The 19,412-nt window shown below is 71.5% G+C and carries 19 protein-coding genes; 11 read left to right on the top strand and 8 right to left on the bottom strand.

Annotated features, from left to right (window positions below; all coding sequences use genetic code 11):
* Positions 1-31: 31 nt before the first annotated feature.
* Entirely contained in the window at positions 32-1,429 is a 1,398-nt protein-coding gene (eccD, locus tag JOD64_RS17030) for a type VII secretion integral membrane protein EccD (protein WP_204943122.1), read from the top strand.
* A 75-nt stretch (positions 1,430-1,504) separates the two neighbouring features.
* On the opposite strand, the gene JOD64_RS17025 is transcribed toward eccD, so the two are convergent.
* Entirely contained in the window at positions 1,505-2,689 is a 1,185-nt protein-coding gene (locus JOD64_RS17025; protein ID WP_204943121.1) for a type VII secretion protein EccE, read from the bottom strand.
* A 160-nt stretch (positions 2,690-2,849) separates the two neighbouring features.
* Between JOD64_RS17025 and eccB the strand changes: the two genes are divergently transcribed.
* The 8 genes from eccB to JOD64_RS16985 all read left to right on the top strand — a co-directional run bounded on the left by eccB (position 2,850) and on the right by JOD64_RS16985 (position 9,465).
* On the top strand, positions 2,850-4,364 hold the full coding sequence (gene eccB, locus JOD64_RS17020) for a type VII secretion protein EccB (RefSeq protein WP_204943120.1): 1,515 nt from the start codon (positions 2,850-2,852) through the stop codon (positions 4,362-4,364).
* A gap of 89 nt (positions 4,365-4,453) precedes the next feature.
* Positions 4,454-4,822: a hypothetical protein gene (locus tag JOD64_RS17015; RefSeq protein ID WP_204943119.1), complete on the top strand. Its 369-nt coding sequence runs from the start codon at positions 4,454-4,456 to the stop codon at positions 4,820-4,822.
* Positions 4,815-6,086, top strand: a complete 1,272-nt coding sequence (locus JOD64_RS17010; RefSeq protein ID WP_204943118.1) for a WXG100 family type VII secretion target — start codon at positions 4,815-4,817, stop codon at positions 6,084-6,086. The genes JOD64_RS17015 and JOD64_RS17010 overlap by 8 nt, the downstream gene beginning before the upstream one ends.
* Positions 6,087-6,292: 206 nt before the next feature.
* Positions 6,293-6,670: a hypothetical protein gene (locus JOD64_RS17005; RefSeq protein ID WP_204943117.1), complete on the top strand. Its 378-nt coding sequence runs from the start codon at positions 6,293-6,295 to the stop codon at positions 6,668-6,670.
* Positions 6,671-6,823: 153 nt separating this feature from the next.
* The gene (locus tag JOD64_RS17000; protein WP_204943116.1) at positions 6,824-7,621 is read left to right on the top strand and encodes a hypothetical protein; all 798 of its coding nucleotides are present in this window, start codon (positions 6,824-6,826) and stop codon (positions 7,619-7,621) included.
* A gap of 33 nt (positions 7,622-7,654) precedes the next feature.
* Positions 7,655-7,996 (top strand): YkvA family protein, encoded by a 342-nt coding sequence (locus tag JOD64_RS16995; protein ID WP_204943115.1) that lies wholly within the window; start codon positions 7,655-7,657, stop codon positions 7,994-7,996.
* 32 nt (positions 7,997-8,028) lie between these two features.
* Positions 8,029-8,436, top strand: coding sequence for a pyridoxamine 5'-phosphate oxidase family protein (locus JOD64_RS16990; protein ID WP_204943114.1), 408 nt, complete (start codon positions 8,029-8,031; stop codon positions 8,434-8,436).
* Between the two features lie 384 nt (positions 8,437-8,820).
* Positions 8,821-9,465, top strand: a complete 645-nt coding sequence (locus JOD64_RS16985) for a C39 family peptidase (RefSeq protein WP_204943113.1) — start codon at positions 8,821-8,823, stop codon at positions 9,463-9,465.
* A gap of 10 nt (positions 9,466-9,475) precedes the next feature.
* Here the strand turns inward: JOD64_RS16985 and JOD64_RS16980 are convergent, their stop codons facing one another.
* Positions 9,476-10,861: an FUSC family protein gene (locus tag JOD64_RS16980; protein ID WP_307813446.1), complete on the bottom strand. Its 1,386-nt coding sequence runs from the start codon at positions 10,859-10,861 to the stop codon at positions 9,476-9,478.
* A 131-nt stretch (positions 10,862-10,992) separates the two neighbouring features.
* Between JOD64_RS16980 and JOD64_RS16975 the strand changes: the two genes are divergently transcribed.
* Positions 10,993-12,096 carry an AI-2E family transporter gene (locus JOD64_RS16975; protein ID WP_204943112.1) on the top strand — a complete coding sequence of 368 codons (1,104 nt, stop codon included), beginning with the start codon at positions 10,993-10,995 and terminating at the stop codon, positions 12,094-12,096.
* A 3-nt stretch (positions 12,097-12,099) separates the two neighbouring features.
* Here JOD64_RS16975 and JOD64_RS16970 read toward each other — a convergent pair whose 3' ends face one another.
* Positions 12,100-12,753, bottom strand: a complete 654-nt coding sequence (locus tag JOD64_RS16970; RefSeq protein WP_204943111.1) for a dienelactone hydrolase family protein — start codon at positions 12,751-12,753, stop codon at positions 12,100-12,102.
* Positions 12,754-12,924: 171 nt separating this feature from the next.
* On the opposite strand from JOD64_RS16970, the gene JOD64_RS16965 reads away from it, so the two are divergent.
* Complete coding sequence (locus JOD64_RS16965) at positions 12,925-13,104, top strand: hypothetical protein (RefSeq protein ID WP_204943110.1); 180 nt, start codon at positions 12,925-12,927, stop codon at positions 13,102-13,104.
* Positions 13,105-13,151: 47 nt separating this feature from the next.
* Here JOD64_RS16965 and JOD64_RS16960 read toward each other — a convergent pair whose 3' ends face one another.
* From JOD64_RS16960 to JOD64_RS16940, 5 genes are all read right to left on the bottom strand, one after another.
* A complete protein-coding gene (locus JOD64_RS16960) occupies positions 13,152-15,530 on the bottom strand; it encodes a glycoside hydrolase family 65 protein (RefSeq protein ID WP_204943109.1) in 2,379 nt (792 codons plus the stop codon).
* On the bottom strand, positions 15,527-16,333 hold the full coding sequence (locus JOD64_RS16955) for an HAD family hydrolase (protein WP_204943108.1): 807 nt from the start codon (positions 16,331-16,333) through the stop codon (positions 15,527-15,529). Before JOD64_RS16955 ends, JOD64_RS16960 begins: the two co-directional genes overlap by 4 nt.
* A gap of 59 nt (positions 16,334-16,392) precedes the next feature.
* Positions 16,393-16,857 (bottom strand): DUF4442 domain-containing protein, encoded by a 465-nt coding sequence (locus JOD64_RS16950; RefSeq protein WP_204943107.1) that lies wholly within the window; start codon positions 16,855-16,857, stop codon positions 16,393-16,395.
* A gap of 64 nt (positions 16,858-16,921) precedes the next feature.
* Positions 16,922-17,953: a hypothetical protein gene (locus tag JOD64_RS16945; RefSeq protein ID WP_204943106.1), complete on the bottom strand. Its 1,032-nt coding sequence runs from the start codon at positions 17,951-17,953 to the stop codon at positions 16,922-16,924.
* 93 nt (positions 17,954-18,046) lie between these two features.
* On the bottom strand, positions 18,047-19,348 hold the full coding sequence (locus JOD64_RS16940; protein WP_204943105.1) for an ABC transporter ATP-binding protein: 1,302 nt from the start codon (positions 19,346-19,348) through the stop codon (positions 18,047-18,049).
* Between the last annotated feature and the right edge of the window lie 64 nt (positions 19,349-19,412).

Below are 19,412 nucleotides of genomic sequence, written 5' to 3'. Positions count from 1 at the left end.
GCCGATCACAGACGCACACCTGGAGGCCACTGTGGCGACGAAGACGGCGACCGGCGGTTTGAGCCGAATCACCATCGTGGCTCCACGTACCCGAATGGACCTGGCGCTGCCGTCGGACATCCCGATGGCCGACCTGCTCCCCACTTTGCTGCGCTACGCCGGCGAGGACATGGCCGACGAGGGTGCGCGGCACGGTGGCTGGGCCCTGTCCCGGTTGGGCGGAGCACCCCTGGACGGCGGGCGCACTGCCGCGCAGCTCAGCGTCCGGGACGGGGAGGTGCTCTACTTCAACCCCCGGTCTGCGGCGGCGCCGGAGATCGTCTTCGACGACGTGGTGGATGCCGTCGCCACCGCGACCAACCAACGCCCCGGCGCCTGGCAGGTCGACGCGACCCGGTCCTTCGCGGTGGTCTTCGCCGCGGCGGCGCTCGGTGCCGGCGCGCTGGCCGCGCTCTTCGCCGGGCCGCCACACCTGCCCGGCGCGTTGGCGGCCCTGCTGGTCGCGGTGGCGCTGCTGGTGGGCGCGGCGGTGCTGTCCAGGGCCGCCGGTGACAGCCGCACCGGCGCGTTGCTGGCCCTGGTCGGCCTGGGGCATGCCGCCACCGGCGGTCTGTTGCTCCTTGCCGGCGACCGGCCGCTGACCGATTTGGCCAGCCCGCACGTCCTGCTCGCGGCGACCGCCGCCGTGGTCGCCGGAGCGGTGGCCGTGCTGGCGGTCGGTGACCGGTACCCCCTCTTCTTCGCCGCGATCGGGGTGGGGGCCGCGACCGGGTTCGGCGCGCTGCTCTGCCTGGTCTTCGGCCTCGACGCGCCGGCCTCCGCCGCGGTGGTGGCGGCCGTCGCGTTCGCCATGGTGCCGGCGCTGCCGATGGTGGCCTACCGGCTGGCGAGACTGCCGGTGCCGTCGATCCCGACCGGTCCGGAGGACCTGAAGACCGACAGCGAGTCGGTGGACGGCCGGCAGGTGCTCCAGCGCAGCGAACGCGCCGACCAGTTCATGACCGGTCTGCTGTGGACCGTCTCACTGCTGGTGCTGGGCGCGCAGTTCGTGCTGGCCCTGGACGGGCGTCTGTCGACGGTGCTGCTGTGCCTGGTGCTGGCCCTGCTGTCGCTGCTCCGGGCACGACCGCTGCTGGGCCGCGCCCAGCGCACCCCCGTGCTGCTGACCGGCACCGTCGGGCTGGGCCTGGCCGCCGCGAGCGCCTTCGCCGGCGGATCGCTGCCGGTCCGGCTCGGTCTGATCCTCGGCGGGCTGGTGCTGGCCGCGATCATCAGCCTGATCTACGGTCTGAGCGTCGCGGGTAAGCGCATCTCGCCGGTCTGGGGCCGGCTGCTCGACATCAGCGAGATCCTGCTCATCATCTCGCTGGTCCCGCTCGCCTTCTGGGTCTGCGGCCTGTACGGCTGGATCGTCAACCTCCGACCCTGACCGCCTGACCGGCGGCGCGGTGACGTCCGCGACCGCCCGCCGGTCAGCGGAGTTACGTCCTCGACCGCCCGCCGGTCAGCGCGGCTGCGGACGGGTCGAGAGGCCCAGCGCCGACGCGACCGGCGCGCTCGCGTAGACGCCCGGACCGTGCTGACCATCCATGGGACGGATGGACGTGCCCGCGCGTTGCGCGACGTCTCGAACCACCTTGACCAGCGCCTCAACGTGATTGTCCGTCGCCGCGACCCGCAGCAGCGGTGCCGCCACCCGACCGTCCACCGACACCGTGGCGGCCACCGTGTGCGACGGCGCCGAGGTCGCGGTGATCGCGTCCACCAGTGGGCCGAGCCGCACGTCCGAACGGCCGCGCAGAACCATGCAACGGTGGGTCCAGCCACCGCCGCGCAGCCCCAGCCAGGTCTCCGCCGGCGCCTCCATCCCCAGGTCCAACCCGGCCGCCGAGACGATGGCCGCGCGCAACTCCTCCCGGCCCAGCGGCCGATACGCCAGGCCCGCGGAGGTCAGCGCCTTGCCCAGCCGACCGATCCCGGCAGCCACGGTCCGGTGCACACCGGGGAGCCCGCCGCCCCGGCTCACCGCCTCCACCCGGGCGTCACGGACGCTGAGCCGCAGCGCCACCCAGACCGTCCGGTGCGCCGCAGGCGGGGCACCGGGTGCCGGATACCAGACCATGGTGTGTGCGACGACCTGGGTCCGGGAGACCGGGGCGCTGAAGTCCGCGAGCACCTGCAGCACGCGGTCGACCGTCGAGGCACTCACCGAACCGACCGTCGCACCGCTGACCGACTGCAGCGCGACCGCGGCGAACCAACCCTGGTCGTCCTGCCCGATGCCCAGCCGGGTGCCCCGGTCGGTCAACTCGATGATGCTCAGCTCGGGGGCGAGCGCGGTCAGCCGCGGGTCGACAGCCTTGCCGCCCAGCTCGGCCGAAGCGCGCTCGCCGCGTCGCCGCATCCGCCGACGCAGCAGCAGGTCCTCGAACCACCAGCGGCCACCTCGGCGGGCGAAGGTGGCCAGGGCGATCAGCAGCGCGACACCGCCCGCCGCGGGGAGCAGCCAGCTGGGCCCGGCCGACGCGGCCCAGACGCCAACCACGCACAGCTCCAGCACGACGAGCTGCCCGACGAACACTGGACCAACCCGCCCACGGCCGGGCCGGTCGGTCGACGGCGACGACCTCGTCGCACCGTCGGACGGGTCCGTGGCCGCTCGGGCGGGTCGCGCCTGATCTTGCGTCATCGCTGACTGTCCCTCCTGCACGGTACGACTCTGCACCGGGTCGGTCCGGTGCGGCCACGAACGGTGGTCCCGACGAACCATCGTCGGCCCCTTATCGTAGGGAAGCCCGCGACGGCACCCCGACCTGATCGTCGCGGATCCACCCCGCCGGAGGTAAGTCATGCGGACCCGCCGCGATCAGGTGCAGGCGTACCGCTTCGTCACACGCCGGATCGTCTCCGCCTTGCTGTCGGGCGACCCGGAGACCACCAACCTGCCGATGCGACGGCTCGGCATGGCTGTCTTCGGCAGCGTCATCACCGCCGCCGTCGTGCTCGGCGGAGTGGGTGCCTACGGCCAGTTGACGTCCAGAGCCACACCGCTGAAGGACCAGAGCCTGGTCATCGAACGGGAGACCGGCGCGACGTACGTGTTCCTGCAAGGCCAGTTGCACCCGACGCTCAACTACACCTCGGCCCGCCTCATCCTGAACGAGCCGGGCGCCGAGGTGCGGACGATGTCCCAGGCGTCACTGCGGGACCAGCCGCGTGGGCTCACCCTCGGCATCGTCGGGGCACCGGACGCCCTGCCCGACCGCAAGTCGCTGACCGGGCTGCCCTGGTCGGTCTGCGACGTGCCCGACCCGATCGACCCCGCGCATTCCAGCACTCGGCTGGTCATCGACCGGGCGCTGCCCGGCGGCGTGCCGCTGGGCGACCGCGCGGCGCTGGTCACGGTGGACGAGCAGCGGTACCTCCTCACCAACAACGCACGACTCCAGGTGCTCGACGGGGACCAGACGATCACGGCGCTGAAGTTGGCCGGTGCCACGCAACTCCGGGTCGGGCAGCAACTGCTCAACGCCGTACCGGCCGGGCCGCCGCTGCGCAAGCCGTCGCTGCCCGGCGAGGGCGAGAGCAGCACGCGGAACGTGGCCGGCCGACCGTCCACCATCGGCCGGGTGTTCAAGGCCGCCGGGCGGCACTACGTGCTGACCCGGGAAGGTCTCGTCCCGATCAGTGAGATCACCGCTCTGCTGATGGTCCGCGGTGGCGGCGCGATCACCGAGATCACCCCGGATCAGGCTGGCGAATTCTATGTCGAGCAGCGGGTGGACGAGGAAGGGCTGCCGACCACGATGCCCACCATCTACCAGGCCAGGTCGGGTCAGACCACCCTCTGCGCGACGTACCGGGCAGGTAGCGGAGGTGGCCCGCCGGTCACCACCCTGGAGGTCTTCGACCGGCCGCCCGCCGAACTGACCGCGAGCGGTCCGGGCCCGGTGCCGGTGCCCCAGACCAGCCGGGATGCCGTACGCACCGCCGAGGCGGTGCTGATGCCCGGTGGCAAGGGTGTCATCGCGCAGGCCTCGCCCGGTGCCGGGACCAGCGGGTCCGGTGCCGCCGGGTCGACGATCTACCTGATCAGCCCGCAGGGGATCCGGTATCCACTCGGCTCGGCGGAGACGCTGGGCGTGCTCGGTTACGGCGGGGTCACCCCGTTGGCGGTGCCCGGCTCGCTGCTCTCACTGATCCCGACCGGTCCCACCCTGGACTCCGAGGACGCGATGGCCGTCTTCTCACCCGACGGGTCGGCCCCGGCCGCGCCGCCGCCGGTCGCACCACCCGCGGCCGCACCACCGAGCGGCGGGGCGGGCGGTGGGATGCCCGTCAGATCGACAGGGTCCGACAGCTGAGCAGCGATGACGGGTCGCCCAGACCAGCTACGGTGGACTAATCTGAAGGTCGCTGACGGCTGTCAATCGGAACGACGGGGATGTTTGCCATGACGGGGCGTACGGAAGTCGATCTGCTGTCCTTAGAGGACTTCCACCAGCACCTGGCGTCGCGGTTGACCCAGGTCGAGTCGGTGCTGCGCAAGCTCAACACCGAGATGCAGTGCCGTCCTCCGGCGCTGGGCTCGTTCTTCGACGCCACCGACAAGGCGCGTCGCTACAGCGAGGTGCATCAGTCCTATGTCGAGCAGGCCGAGAGGATCCGGCAGGCGGTGCTGGCGGCACAGCAGGCGACCAGCACGATCCTGACCAACTACCGCACCGCCGAGGCGCGTAACGCCGCCAACGCCACCGACGTCACCGACGCGCTGAACGGGGTCGACCGGGCGTTGCAGCCGAAGGAGGACCGGCGTGTCTGAATACACCCAGCGCTATCAGGGCAGCACCCACAAAGAGCTGTACGACGGCGTGATGGCCGGCGAGCCGGAGCAGATCGAGGGCGTTGCCACCCAGTGGGCCGAGCTCAAGGGAATCCTCGACGGAGTCGGCCGGGACCTGAGCGGCGACCTCGAAAAGCTGGGCAACACCTGGACGGGCTCGGCAGGTCGGGAGTTCCATCGGCGACTCAGCCTGATCGTCGCTCACGCGGACGCGCTGGGCGAAGGGATGGCCGGCATCAAGCAGGGGCTGACCATGATGGCCGACCATCTGCGCAGCGCCCACAAGCAGGCCGAGAGCCCGGAGGAGACCGACGACAACGACAAGGCGATCTCCGGCACGATCAAGGGTGCGGTCACCTTCGGTCTGCCTGGCGCGCTGGTCATGGGCATCGCGGGTCACCAGCAGGACAAGGAAGAGCAGGAGAAGGCCCACCAGCGGATGGTGAACCTGGTGGCCGATCTGGCCAGCAGCTACGAAATCTCCGCCTACGACCGGGTGGTCGATCCGCCCCCGCCCGACCCGGAGACCCCGAACAGGGTCAACAACGAGACGACGACGCCGCAGAGCGTGTCGGCCATTGCCCGGGTGAGCGCCGGGCCCACCAGCACCGGTGCCAACGCGCACACCGGCGACGCGACCATCGCGAGGGCCGACCGCGTTGCCCCGCCGCCGTCCGTCGGTGACAGCTCGGTGCCGGGCGGGCATGGCTCGGGCACCGGTGGCACGCCGGCCGTCGCCATCGGCCCGGTCGGCACTGGCAGCGGCTCCGATGCCCCCGGCACGTTCCTCGCTGGTGCGGATCCGCTGGTCGGCGGCGCGATGCTCACCGGTGGTGCCGCCGGGTTGGCCGGCCTGTCCGGGGCGACCACCGCGCCCACTGGCGCCGGCACCGGCCCCGGCCTGCTCTTCGGAGCGCAAGGCGGGGCACCGGCCGGCGGGGTGCTGCGCACCGCGGCGCTCGCCGGTTCGGGCACCAGCACGCCTACCCCCGCAGCTCGTCCGACCGGTGGTGCGCCCCCGGCTGACGGTCGCTCCGCCAGCGGGGTCGGGCGCAGCATCGACGGCCAGCGTGGCGGGCCGGGCTCCGGCCGCGGGGCGGGGGGCAACGGTGGGGTGCTCGGCCGGAGCGGGCAATCTCAGGATGATGACTCCGATGAGCGGCTGACCTGGTTGACCGAGGACGAGATGGTGTGGCGGGACGGCGGGAAGGCCGCGCCCCCGGTGCTCGGCAGCGGCGACTGAGCACGATCCGCCGCGGGTGAGCCTTCACCAGCGGCGGGGCTGTACGAACGATGCGTGTGCCTCGGCCGGCTCCGATCCGGCCGGGGCACCGCCCGTTACGGGGCGTCGCCGGTCGATGCGTCCACATTGTGCATCGTGGTGGCGGTCACGCCGGTCTGGGCCGTCGCCGTGCTGCGACTTGCTGGGGCGGGCGATAGGTTGGTCAGGTGTCGTCCGCAGCGCCCGCCCGCCCAGCCCGCTGGGCTGTGCTGCGCTCGCTGCGTGAGCTGACCCGACTGGCGATCACCGCGCTGGTGCTCGCGGTCGGCCTCGGCGGCGCTCTCGCCGCGACCGCACCGCCCGCCCCGACACAACTACGGCCCAGCGCCGTGAGCAGCCGGGTGGCCACTGTCGGCCCCGATGCCACTGTCCGCCCCGATGCCGCGCCGGACACCGAGCGGGCCGGCCAGCCCGTTGCCGCCCGGTCGGCTGGCAGGGTCGACACCGCCGGGGTGACCGGTCCGATCGCGGAGGGCCCCGGGCACGCGGCGGCCATCGATCCCGGCCGTGGCGTTCCCGCCCGACGCGGCCCGCCCACCCGCTGATCTAGGCCCGGCGATCCCCGGGGCCCGATCCCGGGTCGTCCGTGGCGGCAGCTGAGTCGCCCCGCGACGGATCACTCCGTCATTCGGGCGACCGCTGCTGTCGGGCCTCTCCTGCCCCCGTCGATACCCGCCTTCGACCGCGAGGTGCTGATCATGCAAACCATCCTCTCCGCCGCCCTGCCCGACCTGTCCCGGGCTGCCGTCATCTGGCTGAGCCTGCTCGGGGTGGTGGGGGTCGTCGTCTCTGTCCTCCTGCTGCGGCCCGGCCGTCTCCGCCTCGACCCGGGCGCCCGGATCCGCCGCGCGGCCATGCCGAGCCAACTCGAACGGGCGCAGGAGCAACGGGAGCAGAGCCGGTACGCGCAGGAGATCGCGGTGGCCGCGGCACGGGCGACCACCACCGCTCAACGTCGCCGCGCGGAATGGGTGACCGCACAGGAGGCGGTCGAGGCGGCCTGGCAGACGTACGAGGCTGCCGAGGCTGCCGTCCGCCGGCTCGGCGCGGCGGCGGCGATGCCACTGCCGCAGACCGCCCGGACTCCCGCCGAGTACGCGGACCGCGAGCGCTACCTGCACCGTGCCGCGCTGGACGCGTACTGGCGGCGGGAGCTGTCCGTGGAGCAGCTCAGCGAGGTCTTCGCGCACCGCGACGGCTGGGATCCACGGCTGCACCCGGTCGAGCAGGAGTTGGTTCTGCAGCGCGCGATTCGGGACAACCTGGCGGCTCGACACGCCGCCGCTCGCGAGCAGGAGCAGGTTGCGTGGCGGGCGGCGGAGTTGGCGGTGGCGGCGGCCCGCAGTCTGCGCGAGGAAGCCCACGCCGCCACCGGGCGACGGGTCGAGGAGCCGGCGTCGGTACTACCGCTCAGCGAGGTTGCCCGGCCATCGGCCGAGCAGACCCGGGAGAACAACGTCATCGCCCGCGGGCGCGCGACGGTGGCCGCGTTCTGAGCCGCACGCCGTCGGGTGGGTTAGCGTGACGACATGTCCCGACAGGCGTGGGTCCTCGTGGTGATCGCCGGAATCCTGGCGATCGCCACACTGGTCGGTGCCGTGGTGTTGGCGGTGCGGGTGGTGCGTACGCGACGACTGCTGACCGGGCTCGGCGCGGGCGGCAAGGTTGCCTTCTACGGTGCGCTGATCTACACGATCTTCCCGGTGGACGTGCTTCCGGATCCGATCTACCTGGACGACATGGGTGTCCTGGCCGCCGCGCTGATCTACCTCACCCGGCTGGTGCAGAAGCGCCGCGCGACCGGCAGCCAACTGGCCGATCAGCCGGGCGCCAACCCGGATCGGGACCGCGTCGGCCGCCGCATGCCATGATCGTGGTCGGTTTCGGTGAACAGGGGACGGCCATGGCGGGCGATCATCGGTTGAATGTGCACGATGAGCGTGTTGTCGCTTTCTGCGCGGAACGGCACCTCGCGACGCTGACAACGCTGCGCGCGGACGGCACCCCACACGTCGTACCGGTGGGGGTGACCCTCGACCCGACGGCCGGACTGGCCCGCGTCATCACCTCCGGCGGTTCGCGCAAGGCCCGCCAGGTGGCCGCTGCCGGCGCGGCGGGCGCGGCGGTGGCCGTGTGCCACGTGGATGGCCGCCGCTGGCTGACCATCGAGGGCCGCGCGGTCGTCCGGACGGATCGGGCCGCCGTGGCGGAGGCGGAGCGCCGCTACGCCGAGCGTTATCGGACCCCCCGTCCGAATCCGGAGCGAGTCGTCATCGAGATCACCGTGACCGGACTGCTCGGGAGCCTCTGACGCCGTGGCCGGTGCCGGATTCATGCCGGACTGAGCCACATCTTGGCTGTGGAGGTTTGACCCCGTACCTGCCGACCCGGGCCCGCTCGGACGGTCGTGGCCTATATCGCTCCGAGTTATCCGGCCACGCTTGACCCGACCGCCGCGGAGACCGACGGCGAGGGATCCGGCGGAATCCCGCCCAGCCGGCAGCCGTTACACCTGATCGCGACGCCGACACCCGCGCCGGCGGAATGCCCGCCGGCGTAGAGCCGTTACCTACCCGGTACGCCCACGGCCGAGATCGGCCGAAGGTCGTCGCTCCCTGTGCTGACCGAGCGCCATTCCCGGTGCTGCCGTCCTCCGCCGGTCGGAGGCGGGAACCCCCAGAACGGAGACTCGATCATGAACCCGATCGTCCAGAAGAGCGGTCTGTCCGTCGTCGGCCTGCTGGTCGCCGGCGGTTGCGCCCTCAGTCCGGCGGTAGCCGCGCAGGCTGCCCCGGTGCAGGCTGCCGCGACCTCGTCGAGCCAGACCGACCGGTCCGCCGAGCGGATCCTCGGCATCGACTACCAGGCTCAGCCGAACTTCTACTACTGCGGCCCGGCCGCGACCCGGATCGCGTTGTCCGCCCAGGGCAAGGCGCTCTCCCAGGACGCGGTGGCCAATCTGTTGGGCACCACCGAGGCGGGCACCCCGTCGGCGCTGGACACCACGCGGGTGCTGAACGAGCTGACCGGCGGGAAGTACCGAACCACCGAAATTCGTGACTCGGTGGCCCGTCCCGAACAGGTCGAGCAGCTGCGCCGGGACGTGCTGGCCGCGGTCGACGCCGGGCGACCGGTGGTGGCCAACATCAAGGGCACGACGGTGGACACCGACGGCAACCCGCACTCGTACGAGGGCGGTCACTACGTCACCCTCGTCGGCTACCGGGACGGTGGCGACACCATCCGGGTCGCCGACCCGGCCGACCCGGCGCTGGGCGAGTACTGGGTGAGCCTGCCGAAGGTCGCCAACTGGATCGCCGAGCGCGGCTACTCCTCCTGACCCTGATGGTTCACCGGGCCGGTCTCTCCCTCGCGGGAAGGCCGGCCCGGCCGTCGTTGCGCCTCCGAGCGGCAGCCCGGTGCGCGCGTCGCCGAGCTCGGGCGCCTCGCGTCGGCCGAGCCCGGAACATTTGTCGCCGTGCCGGCGGGTGAACCTTGGCCTCGCCGGCACCGGCCGCCCGGCGCACGACCCGGTTGGCGTCGTCGGGTTCATACCCACAGGCCCGGAGCAGGTCGCTGGCCGCGGTACGGAGGCCGGTGACGAGCGACTCACCGAACGAGCCGACCCCACTCGCGGAGGCTCGCCCGGCCAACTCGGCGCACTGCTCGATCAACCGGTGGGTGCGCTCGGGGTCGTCACCGTACTTGCGCTCCCTACGCATCTCCGCCACTGCCTGACCCAGTCGGCTGATCGCGTCCGGCAGCTCCGGCGGGATCGGCTCGCCGTACTGCAGCGCGGTCGTCGACCAGCGGGCCATGGCACGGCTGTCCAGCATCAACCGTTCGAGGTGATCCGCACTGCGGGCGTACCGGTGGTACTGCTCGCGGCGGTGCCAACGGGCCGGAGCGATCGTCACCACCTCCTCCGCCCCGCTGAGCGCGTCGTGCAGCCGAACGAGGTCGTCCTCGGTGTTACGGAAGCGGTCCAGGACGCGCATCGTCCGGTCGCCGTCGCGGGTCCGGATCGCCTGCGCCAACTCGTCGAGCTGCTCACAGAGAGTCGTGTAGATCGGCGCCGCAGCCCGGTCCAGCACTCGAATCGGATTGACCGGCAACAGCAGCGCGACCACCACCAGGCCGACCGCCCCGCCGACGAGCGCGTCGAAGATCCGGGGCACCTCCAGGCCTCTGTTCATCGGGGCCAGCGTGGCGATCAGCACGGCGGTACCGCCGGCCTGACCGACCAGTGGGCCGCCCTTCCCGGCCACCAGCAACGCGGCGGCGATGGCCAGCGCGACCACCACGCCGGTCTGCCACGGGCCCGAGCCGAGGATGAAACGCAGCGTGTCGCCGATGATGATGCCCAGGGCCACGCCGCTCAACAGTGCGAAGGTGCGTCGGGCCCGCTGCCCGATGGCGGTGGCGATCGTACCGACGGCGGCAGCGGGAGCGAAGACGTGCGCTCCTGGGCCGAGCAGGTTCTTGGCCAGCAGGGCGGCGATCGCCGCAGCCAGCCCGGCCTGGAGGGAGATCACCAGGGTGACCTCCCACTGCCGGGCCCGGATCCGCCCGGCCTGCCCGCTGCGGTGCCGCACCCGTTCAACCGCCCGGCCGCTCCGCTTGGCCGCCTCGTCGAGCCGCGAAACCTCGCGGTCGGCGGGTGAGCGGTCGTCGGCCATGGCGGCGGTTACCCCGGCGACGGCAGGGCAATCCTGCCGGTTCGGCACCACCGTCACCGCAGGCACCCGCGCCCCGGACGACCGTACGGCGACCCACGGCGCCGACCCGTCGTCCGGCGTTGGTGTGACAAGGGGTGTCGGCGAGCGCCCGGGCGGGTACCGACTCGGCGAGATCGAGGAGGACCGACATGGCGGCAGAGGGCCCCGGCGCGACGACAGGCGGCCCCGGGCCGCGCCAGACGTGGGAGGCGCTTCCCTGGCTGGTCCGGACCGCGGTGTTGTGGAGCGCCTGCCTGGTGGTGATCGTCGCCGGGTTGTACCTGCTGGGCCGGATCGCCGTCCTGCTGGCGCCGCTGGCCATCGCGTTGGCCGCCACCATCTTCCTCACTGCGCTGCTCGACCCGGTACTCCTGCTGCTGCGTCGGCTGCGCCTTCCGGCGGCGCTCGCCGCGCTCTGCACCGTACTGCTGCTGCTCGGCATCCTGGTCGGCGTCGGCGCGTTGGTGTGGAACCTGACCGCCAGTCAGTTCGACCAGCTCAGCCAGGAGTTGACGCAGGGGGTCGAGCGCAGTCGGGACTTCCTGACGTCCACGTTGCCGGTCACCGACGCACAGTTGGACCGGCTGGTCGACCAGGCCCGGCAGGGGCTGAGCGGCAGCTCTCCGGACCCGGTGGCGGGTGCCCGGACCGCCACCGAGGTGTTCGGCTCCGCACTGCTCGCCCTGGTGCTGCTCTTCTTCCTGCTCAAGGACGGCCGGTCGATGTGGCACTGGGTGCTGTCGCGGGTGTCCGGTCCGAATCAGCCCGTGCTGGCCGAGGCCGGCCGGGCGGGTTGGCAGACGTTGGGTGCGTACAGCCGAGGCACCATGGTGATCGCCGCCATCGACGCGCTCGGCATCGGGTTGGCTCTGGTGGTGCTGGGAGTGCCGCTCGCCCTACCGCTGGCGCTGATCACCTTCCTCGGGGGCTTCGTGCCGATCATCGGGGCGACGGTGGCCGGCGCGGTGGCGGTGCTGGTGGCACTGGCCGCGAACGGCCCCACCACCGCACTGCTCACCCTTGCCGCAGTGGTCGCCGTCCAGCAGATCGAGGGCAACCTGCTGGAGCCGCTGATCATGAAGCGACAGGTCCGGCTGCACCCGGCGGTGATCCTGGTGGCGGTGACCGCTGGCACGCTGATCGCGGGGATTGCCGGCGCCTTCGTCAGCGTCCCCATCACCGCCGTCGTCTGGCGCATCATCGACACCGTTCAACAGCGCCGCTCCACCTCGGCCCTCACGTCGGCAGGTTGATCATCAGCTGAGGTGGGTGGTGAACCAGGTACCGGCCTCGTCGGCGACCTGCTCCAGGGTGCCGGGCTCCTCGAAGAGATGGGTGGCACCGGGGACTACCCGCAGCTCACCGACCTCCCCCAGCTCAGCCAGTGCACGCTTGTTGAGCGTGATCACTTCCTCGTCCAGGCCGCCCACCAGCAGCAACGTCGGGGTACGCACCTGCGCCAGCGCGTCTCCGGCGAGGTCCGGCCGACCGCCCCGGCTGACCACGGCACCCACCCGATCCGCCCGGGACGCCGCCGCGACCAGGGCCGCAGCGGCCCCCGTGCTGGCCCCGAACAGACCGATCGGAACGTCACCGGCGGGACGCTCCACCGCCAACCAGTCAACGATCCCGGCCAGCCGGCTGGCCAGCAGGCCGATGTCGAACCGCAGCTCGGCGGTGCGGGCGTCGACCTCGTCCTCGATCGGGCTGAGCAGGTCCACCAGCACCGTGCCGAGCCCTCTGCCGTTCAGCGTGCGGGCCACCGCCACGTTGCGGGGGCTGTGCCGCGAGCTGCCGCTACCGTGCGCGAAGAGCACCACACCGCTCGGCTGAGCGGGCAGCATCAGATCGGCGGGGAGTTGAGCGTCCCCGACCTGGATGGTCACCGTACTGCTGCGCTGCTCGTCCATGCCCCCACCTCCGCGTGCTCGTCTGCCGCCCGGGTACCCCGCCCACCGGGCCGCACGCACCCGAGCGGCCCCCACTGCGGGCCGCGTTTGCCGAAATGACCATCGGGTACGCGACGAGCGACCGCAGACCGTGTCGGCGCAACCGCGCCCCGACGGATCGCGAGGATCGTCATGGCCAAGCAGCAGACGTCCCGACAGCAGCAGATGGACGAGCGGAACCGGCGCGAACAGGACGTCGAGCGCAACAAGGACTTTGGGGACCGGGCCGTCGAGGCCCGCCTGCCCGACGATCCCCGGGCGATGGCGCCCCGGGACGCGATTGGGCGTCCGTCGACCGGCGAACCCATCTGACGTGACGTAGGCGCTGGCGGTCGGGGCGGGAACTCCCGCCCCGACCGTCACTGCTCGTCGACGCGTTCGGGCAACCGCAGCAGCGGTGACCTGCCCGGTGGCTGTTCGGGCAGAGGGCCGGACGGCTCGGCCGGCGGCACCGGCACGGTCACCGGCTCGTCGCAGCTGACCCGCAGCACCTGATCATGGTGGCGTAGTTCCACCACGTCGTCGGGGCCGCCATGACGCAGCGAGTACGTCGTCTGGTGCGGCCGGACATCCACCCGCAACGACAGTCCGCGCCACTGCAGTGAGAACTCCAGCCGGTTGAGCCGGCTGGACAGTCGGGGCGCGAAGGACAGCTCACCGTGGTGGTCCCGCAGACCGCCGAACCCACTGACCAGGGCGAGCCACGCGCCAGCCAACGACGCCATGTGCACGCCGTCGCGGGTGTTCTCGTTGAGGTCGTGCAGGTCCATCAGCGCGGCCTCGCGCAGGTAGGTGTGCGCCAACTCCGGGTGACCCACTTCGGCGGCGAGCACTGCCTGGGTGCAGGCCGACAACGACGAGTCGCGTACGGTGCGGCGCTCGTAGTAGAGGAAGTTGCGCACCTTCTGCTCGGGGGTGAACGCGTCCCCTCGCCAGTGCATGGCGAGGACCAGGTCGGCCTGTTTGACCACCTGCTTGCGGTACAGCTCGAAGTAGGGGTAGTGCAGCAGCAGCGGGTACTTTTCCGCCGGTGTGTGCGGGAAGTCCCATTCCTGGAGGCGGGTGAAGCCCTCCACCTGCTGGTGGACGTCGAGCTCCTCGTCGTACGGGACGTGCATGGACGTCGCGGCGTCCCGCCAACTGGCCGCCTCCTCGTCGGTGACCCCGAGGTGGAACGCCTCGTCCCGGTAGCGCATCACCACGTCGGCGGCAGCGAGCAGGTTCCGCTGCGCCATCAGGTTGGTGTAGATGTTGTCGTTCTTCACGGCGGTGTATTCGTCCGGACCGGTAACGCCGTCGATGTGGAACTGCCCGTGCCGGTCGTGGTGGCCGATCGAGCGCCACAGTCGGGCGGTCTCCACCAGCAGTTCCAGCCCGACCTCCCGCTCGAACTGGGCGTCTCCGGTGACCATGACGTAGCGGCGGATGGCGTCGGCGATGTCGGCGGCGATGTGGAAGGCCGCCGTGCCGGCCGGCCAGTATCCGGAGGATTCCGGCCCTTCGATGGTTCGCCAGGGAAATGCGGCACCTCTGAGGTTGAGCGTTTCGGCCCGTTCCTTCGCCGATTCCAGCGTGCTGTGCCGCCACTGCAACGCGCTGCGCACCGCACTCGGCTGGGTGTACGTGAGCACCGGCAGGACGAACATCTCGGTGTCCCAGAATGCGTGCCCGTCGTAGCCGGGGCCGGTCAGCCCCTTCGCCGAGATGGGCCGCTGCTCGGCCCGGGCGCCGGCCTGGAGCACGTGGAAGAGACCGAACCGGACCGCCTGCTGCACCTCCGGATCACCCTCGACCAGCACGTCGGCCGCATCCCAGAACGCGTCGAGGTAGTTGCGCTGCTCCCGGTGCAACCCGTCCCAGCCGTCCAACCGGGCGCCGGCGAGCGCCGCACCCACCTGATCGCGCAGGGCGGGCAGCGACCGCCTGCTCGACCAGCTGTACGTCAGGTACTTGACCACCCGCAGCTTCTCGCCGGGTTGGAGCACGCAGGCGATCGTGGTGCGTACCCAGTCCTGGTATCCCTCGGACTCGATGGTGGTGTGGTCGGGGCCGTGCACCTCGTGCTCCATCGCCGCGGCGACCCGCAGACCGGAGACCTTGGTGCGGTGGATCAGTTGCCCGCCGTCCGGGGTGGTCAACTCCTCCTCGGCCTGCAAGGGTGACTCGAGCACCGCCGCGACCCTGGGGTCCTTGCTCTGCGCGGGCAGCGACTCGTTGGCCACCAACTCGGACTGCACGATCAGCCGCAGCGGGCCGTCGACGGCCTCCACCTCGTAGCTGATGGCGGCGACCGACCGCTGGGTGAACGAGACCAGTCGGGTGCTGCGGACCTTGACCTCTCGGCCGGCGGGCGAGCGCCAGTGCAGCTCCCGGTGGAGGGTGCCGGCCCGCATGTCGAGGATCCGCTCGTGGGCCAGCAGCTCCCCGTAGCGCACGTCGAGCGGTTCGTCGTCGACGAGCAGGCGGATCAGTTTGCCGTTGGTGACGTTGACGATGGTCTGCCCGGACTCGGGAAAGCCGTAGCCCGCCTCCGCGTACGGCAGCGGACGCAGCTCGTAGAACGAGTTGAGGTAGGTGCCCGGCAGGCCGTGCGGTTCACCCTCGTCGAGGTTGCCCCGCAGCCCGACGTGCCCGTTGGAGAGCGCGAAGACGGACTCCGACTGCGCCAGCACGTCCATGTCCAGCCGGATCTCGCGGACGTGCCACGGCTCGACCGGATAGGCCCGTTCCCGGATCACGCGTTGCCCCGTTCGGTGGCCGAGTGGTGCGCGGCAGCGTTGCCGGTCGGCATCGGCCGATCGGCGGTGTCCAGCAGTTCGGCAAGGTCCTGCACCACGATGTCGGCACCGTGCGCGAGCAACTCGTCAGCCTGCCCGACCCGGTCGACGCCGACCACGTATCCGAACCCACCGGCACGGCCGGCGGCCACCCCGGAGAGCGCGTCCTCGAAGACGGCGGCTTGTGTCGGGTCGACGCCGAGCATCCTGGCCCCGGCGACGAACGTGTCCGGGTGCGGTTTTCCGCGCAGCCCCTGAGCCCGGGCGACCAACCCGTCGACCCTGGCCTCCAGCAGCGGCTCCAGCCCGGCGGCGGCGACGACCTCAGCTCCGTTGGCGCTCGCGGTCACCACGGCTCGGCGCAGCCCGGCGGTGGTTGCCGCCTGCAGGTAGCGCACCGACCCCGGGTAGACCTCGACGCCGGAGTCGCGCAGGCGCTGCAGCAGCAGGACGTTCTTGCGGTTGCCCACGCCGTTGACGGTGTCGGCGTCCGGCGGGTCGTCCGGGGACCCCTCGGGCAGCACGATCCCACGAGAGGCGAGGAACGACCGGACGCCGTCGGCGCGGGGCCGGCCATCGACGTAGCGGTTGTAGTCCGGGCCGGGGTCGAAGGGTTGGAACGGTTCGCCGGAGGCGGTGGCCCGCTGCCGGAGAAACTCGTCGAACGTCTGCGTCCAGGCGGCGTTGTGCACGCGGGCGGTCTGCGTCAGCACACCGTCCAGATCGAAGAGACAGGCGGTCACGTGAGCAGGTAGGCCCAGCACGGTACGAATCTATCCACCCTGTCGGGTCCGCAAACCCGTTTCCGCCGCCCCCGCCCGGTTCAGTTCGGTCGCAGCGTCCAAACCACGGTCATGACCGAGGTGGTTTGGCCGTCCTCGGTCGCGATCTCCACCTCGACTTCGAACTCCGGCCGCCGGCCGGACTCCAGCTCCTCGATCACGTCGAGGGCCGGCCGGACGAGTCGCGCGGTGGCCAGCACCGGGCCCATGGCGAGCTTGCGGTAGGCGATCTCGGCCCGGACGGCGAGCGGCACGGCCCGGTCGAGCAGCTGCCCGAAGGCGGCCAGCACGACCGCGCCGGAGGCGGTCTCGCCGAGGGTGAAGATGGCGCCTGCGTGCGGGCCACCGAGGTGGTTGTGGGTGGCTGACGAGTCGGGCATCCGGACGACTGCCCGGACCCCGCCCTTCGCCTCGGGCGCCACCTCGACGAATTCGAAGCCGAGCGTACGGGCGAAGGGCACCGCTTCGAGCATGCCGGTCGTCACCTGGCGGGAATCGGTGGTCATGACCTGACGTTACTCGTCGGTAATCAGGCCAGCAAGCAGGGATTTCCCCGCTCTTGGCCGGTGCTCAGAGGTTGGCGATCGTCCGCAGGATCTCCGCGTAGAAGTTGCCGTCGATGCTGCGGAAGAAGGCGAAATCCTGGCCCGGGTCGCCGAAGAACGGGCGCAGCGTCCACGCCAGCTGGGTGCCGACGAAGCCGAAGAGCAGGATCCAGATGTAGAGCAGGGTCATGCTGGCCGGCCGCTGCGTCGGTTCGCCCCGTCGCACCGGCGGCGTGCCCCACGGGCGTTGCGCCACCGGGTAGCCGGGCGGCACCGGGTGACCGGGCGCGAACGGGGCACCGGCCGGCTGGCCGCTCCACTGCGCCGGAACGTGAGCCGGCACCGGCGCAGTGGTCGTGGCCCCGTTCGGGGTCGACTCAGCCACCGGAGGTCCGGCTGGCACGGCGACCGGCTCGGCACTCTGACCGGCGACCGGCGCGACAGCCGGCGCGGCGGCGGCGGGCACCGCAGCCGGCGTCGGCGCGGCAGGCATCGCGGCCGGCGCCGTCACGGGCACAGCCTGCGTGTGGACCTGGGCCTTGGCAACCTCGGGAGCGAGCAGACCGTGGTCGTTGAGCACCTGCATCCCGCCGGTCAGGAAGCGCAGCCCGACCAACGCCGACAGGGTCAGGATCGCCACGTTGAGCAGCTTGAAGAACCCGTAGTCGGGCGCGGTGATCAGGAAGAAGAGGCTGATCGGCGCGAACGCCACCGCGAGCATCGAGGTGACCGTGATCGCCACCATCACCAGCGCCAACGACTGACGCACCGAGAGCCGGGCACCGAAGACCAGGTTGAACAGGTAGAGCGTGGGCAGGCAGATGGCCAACGTGACCAGGAACAGCAGTGGCAGCTTCAGCGCCGACGTCAGGGCCATCAGCGGGCTGTGGAAGGCACCCAGCACCGCCCCGTAGCAGGCCAGCGCGATGGCGGAACTGGCCAGCATCCGCCCGGTCAACGCGTTGAGGTCACGCTCGGCCACGACCTGCTGCCAGATGCCTACGCGATCCCTCAGGATGCGCTCGATGACGAGCGGGCTGGGACGGTCACCCGACACGGGTGCACCCCTCTCGGTGGTTTTCACAGTGGACTGGGTGGGCAGACGGTAGGACACCGGGTGGCACGCCCGCCACCCCGCTCCGGCGAGTCGTCAACGCCAACCCACGTCGATCCGGGCGCCACGCTCGTCGAAGAAGTGCAGTGCGTCCATCCGCACCGAGACGGCGAGCGAGTGACCGGCGCTGACCGCCGGGTACGGTGCCAGCCGCACCGCCAGCTCCGCCGGGCGGCGGTGGTGCCGACCCGGATCGGGAAGCACGCTGGTCTGGGTGCCACCGCCGCTCGGGACATCCATCGGCTCCACCGGCTTGCCGGTGAGTCGCTGCATCACCGAGCCGAACCGACGCAAACCACGCTGACCCACCGGCGGCGGTTCGAGTGGCGCACCCATCTCGTCGACCATGATGGCGGTCGCGCCGATGTCGAGGAACGCCAGCGACTCGTGCCCGTGGTGCTCCAGGTAGCGGATCCGCCCGCGCAGCACGTCGCCGGGGCTGTCCGGGGCGACCGGGGTGAGCGCCTCGGCTCGCATGCCGACCACGATCCGCTCACCGTGGTAGTGCGCGACGGCCCGACTGCGAATGTCGTTCCAGGGCAGGTAGAGCGACTGCTCACCGAGGTTGAGCGTGACGTACCGGTCGAGGTGGACGTAGACCGACGCCTCCAGCAGGTTCATCCGTGGGCTGCCCAGGAAGGCGGCCACGTAGAGCGTCGCCGGCCGGCCGTACACCTGGGTGGGTGTGCCCACGTCCTGGAGCACGCCCCGACGCATGATGGCCACCCGGTCAGCCATGGTGAGTGCCTCGGCCTGGTCGTGGGTGACGTAGACGGTGGTGACGCCCAACTCCCGGGTCAGGCCCGAGATCTCCGCGCGCAGTTCGGCGCGGAGGCCGCTGTCCAGGTTGGAAAGCGGCTCGTCCATGAGGAACAGGCCGGGCCGACGGACGATCGCCCGGCCCATCGCGACCCGCTGGCGCTGCCCGCCGGAGAGCTGACCCGGCTTGCGGGCCAACACGTCACCGATGCCCAGCGCACTGGCCACGTCGCCGACGCGCTCACCGCGCGGTTCCGGCTCCACCCCGGCCAGTCGCAGCGGAAAGGCGATGTTGTCGCCGACGGTCATGTGCGGGTAGAGCGCGAAATCCTGGAAGACCATAGCGATCTTGCGATCCCGTGGAGGCAGGTCGTTCGCCAACTCCCCGTCGAGCATGACCGCGCCCGTGGTCGGATCCTCCAACCCGGCGATCATCCGCAGCACCGTGGACTTGCCACAGCCGGACGGCCCCAGCAGCACCATGAACTCGCCGTCGTTCACATCCAGGTTGATGCTGTCGACGGCCAGCGTGCCATCCCTGAAGACCTTCGTCACATCCTTGAGCGTGACGGTGCTCACCGACGCCTCCCCCGGTCGTTGCCAAACCCCAGAAGACTGTGACCAGGATCATCGGTTTAGCACA

It is taken from the genome of Micromonospora luteifusca, assembly GCF_016907275.1.
Taxonomy (GTDB): domain Bacteria; phylum Actinomycetota; class Actinomycetes; order Mycobacteriales; family Micromonosporaceae; genus Micromonospora; species Micromonospora luteifusca.
The sequence above is the reverse complement of the archived record's forward strand: the minus strand, read 5'-3'. Positions and strand labels throughout refer to the sequence as shown.

Excerpts from the sequence above, each read along its gene's own strand:
- JOD64_RS17015 (WP_204943119.1), top strand. The coding sequence starts at position 4,454 with ATGACGGGGCGTACGGAAGTCGATCTGCTGTCCTTAGAGGACTTCCAC.
- JOD64_RS16995 (WP_204943115.1), top strand. The coding sequence starts at position 7,655 with ATGTCCCGACAGGCGTGGGTCCTCGTGGTGATCGCCGGAATCCTGGCG.
- JOD64_RS17025 (WP_204943121.1), bottom strand. The coding sequence starts at position 2,689 with ATGACGCAAGATCAGGCGCGACCCGCCCGAGCGGCCACGGACCCGTCC.
- eccB (WP_204943120.1), top strand. The coding sequence starts at position 2,850 with ATGCGGACCCGCCGCGATCAGGTGCAGGCGTACCGCTTCGTCACACGC.
- JOD64_RS16965 (WP_204943110.1), top strand. The coding sequence starts at position 12,925 with ATGGCCAAGCAGCAGACGTCCCGACAGCAGCAGATGGACGAGCGGAAC.
- JOD64_RS16975 (WP_204943112.1), top strand. The coding sequence starts at position 10,993 with ATGGCGGCAGAGGGCCCCGGCGCGACGACAGGCGGCCCCGGGCCGCGC.
- JOD64_RS16990 (WP_204943114.1), top strand. The coding sequence starts at position 8,029 with ATGGCGGGCGATCATCGGTTGAATGTGCACGATGAGCGTGTTGTCGCT.
- JOD64_RS17000 (WP_204943116.1), top strand. The coding sequence starts at position 6,824 with ATGCAAACCATCCTCTCCGCCGCCCTGCCCGACCTGTCCCGGGCTGCC.
- JOD64_RS16970 (WP_204943111.1), bottom strand. The coding sequence starts at position 12,753 with ATGGACGAGCAGCGCAGCAGTACGGTGACCATCCAGGTCGGGGACGCT.
- JOD64_RS16950 (WP_204943107.1), bottom strand. The coding sequence starts at position 16,857 with ATGACCACCGATTCCCGCCAGGTGACGACCGGCATGCTCGAAGCGGTG.
- JOD64_RS16985 (WP_204943113.1), top strand. The coding sequence starts at position 8,821 with ATGAACCCGATCGTCCAGAAGAGCGGTCTGTCCGTCGTCGGCCTGCTG.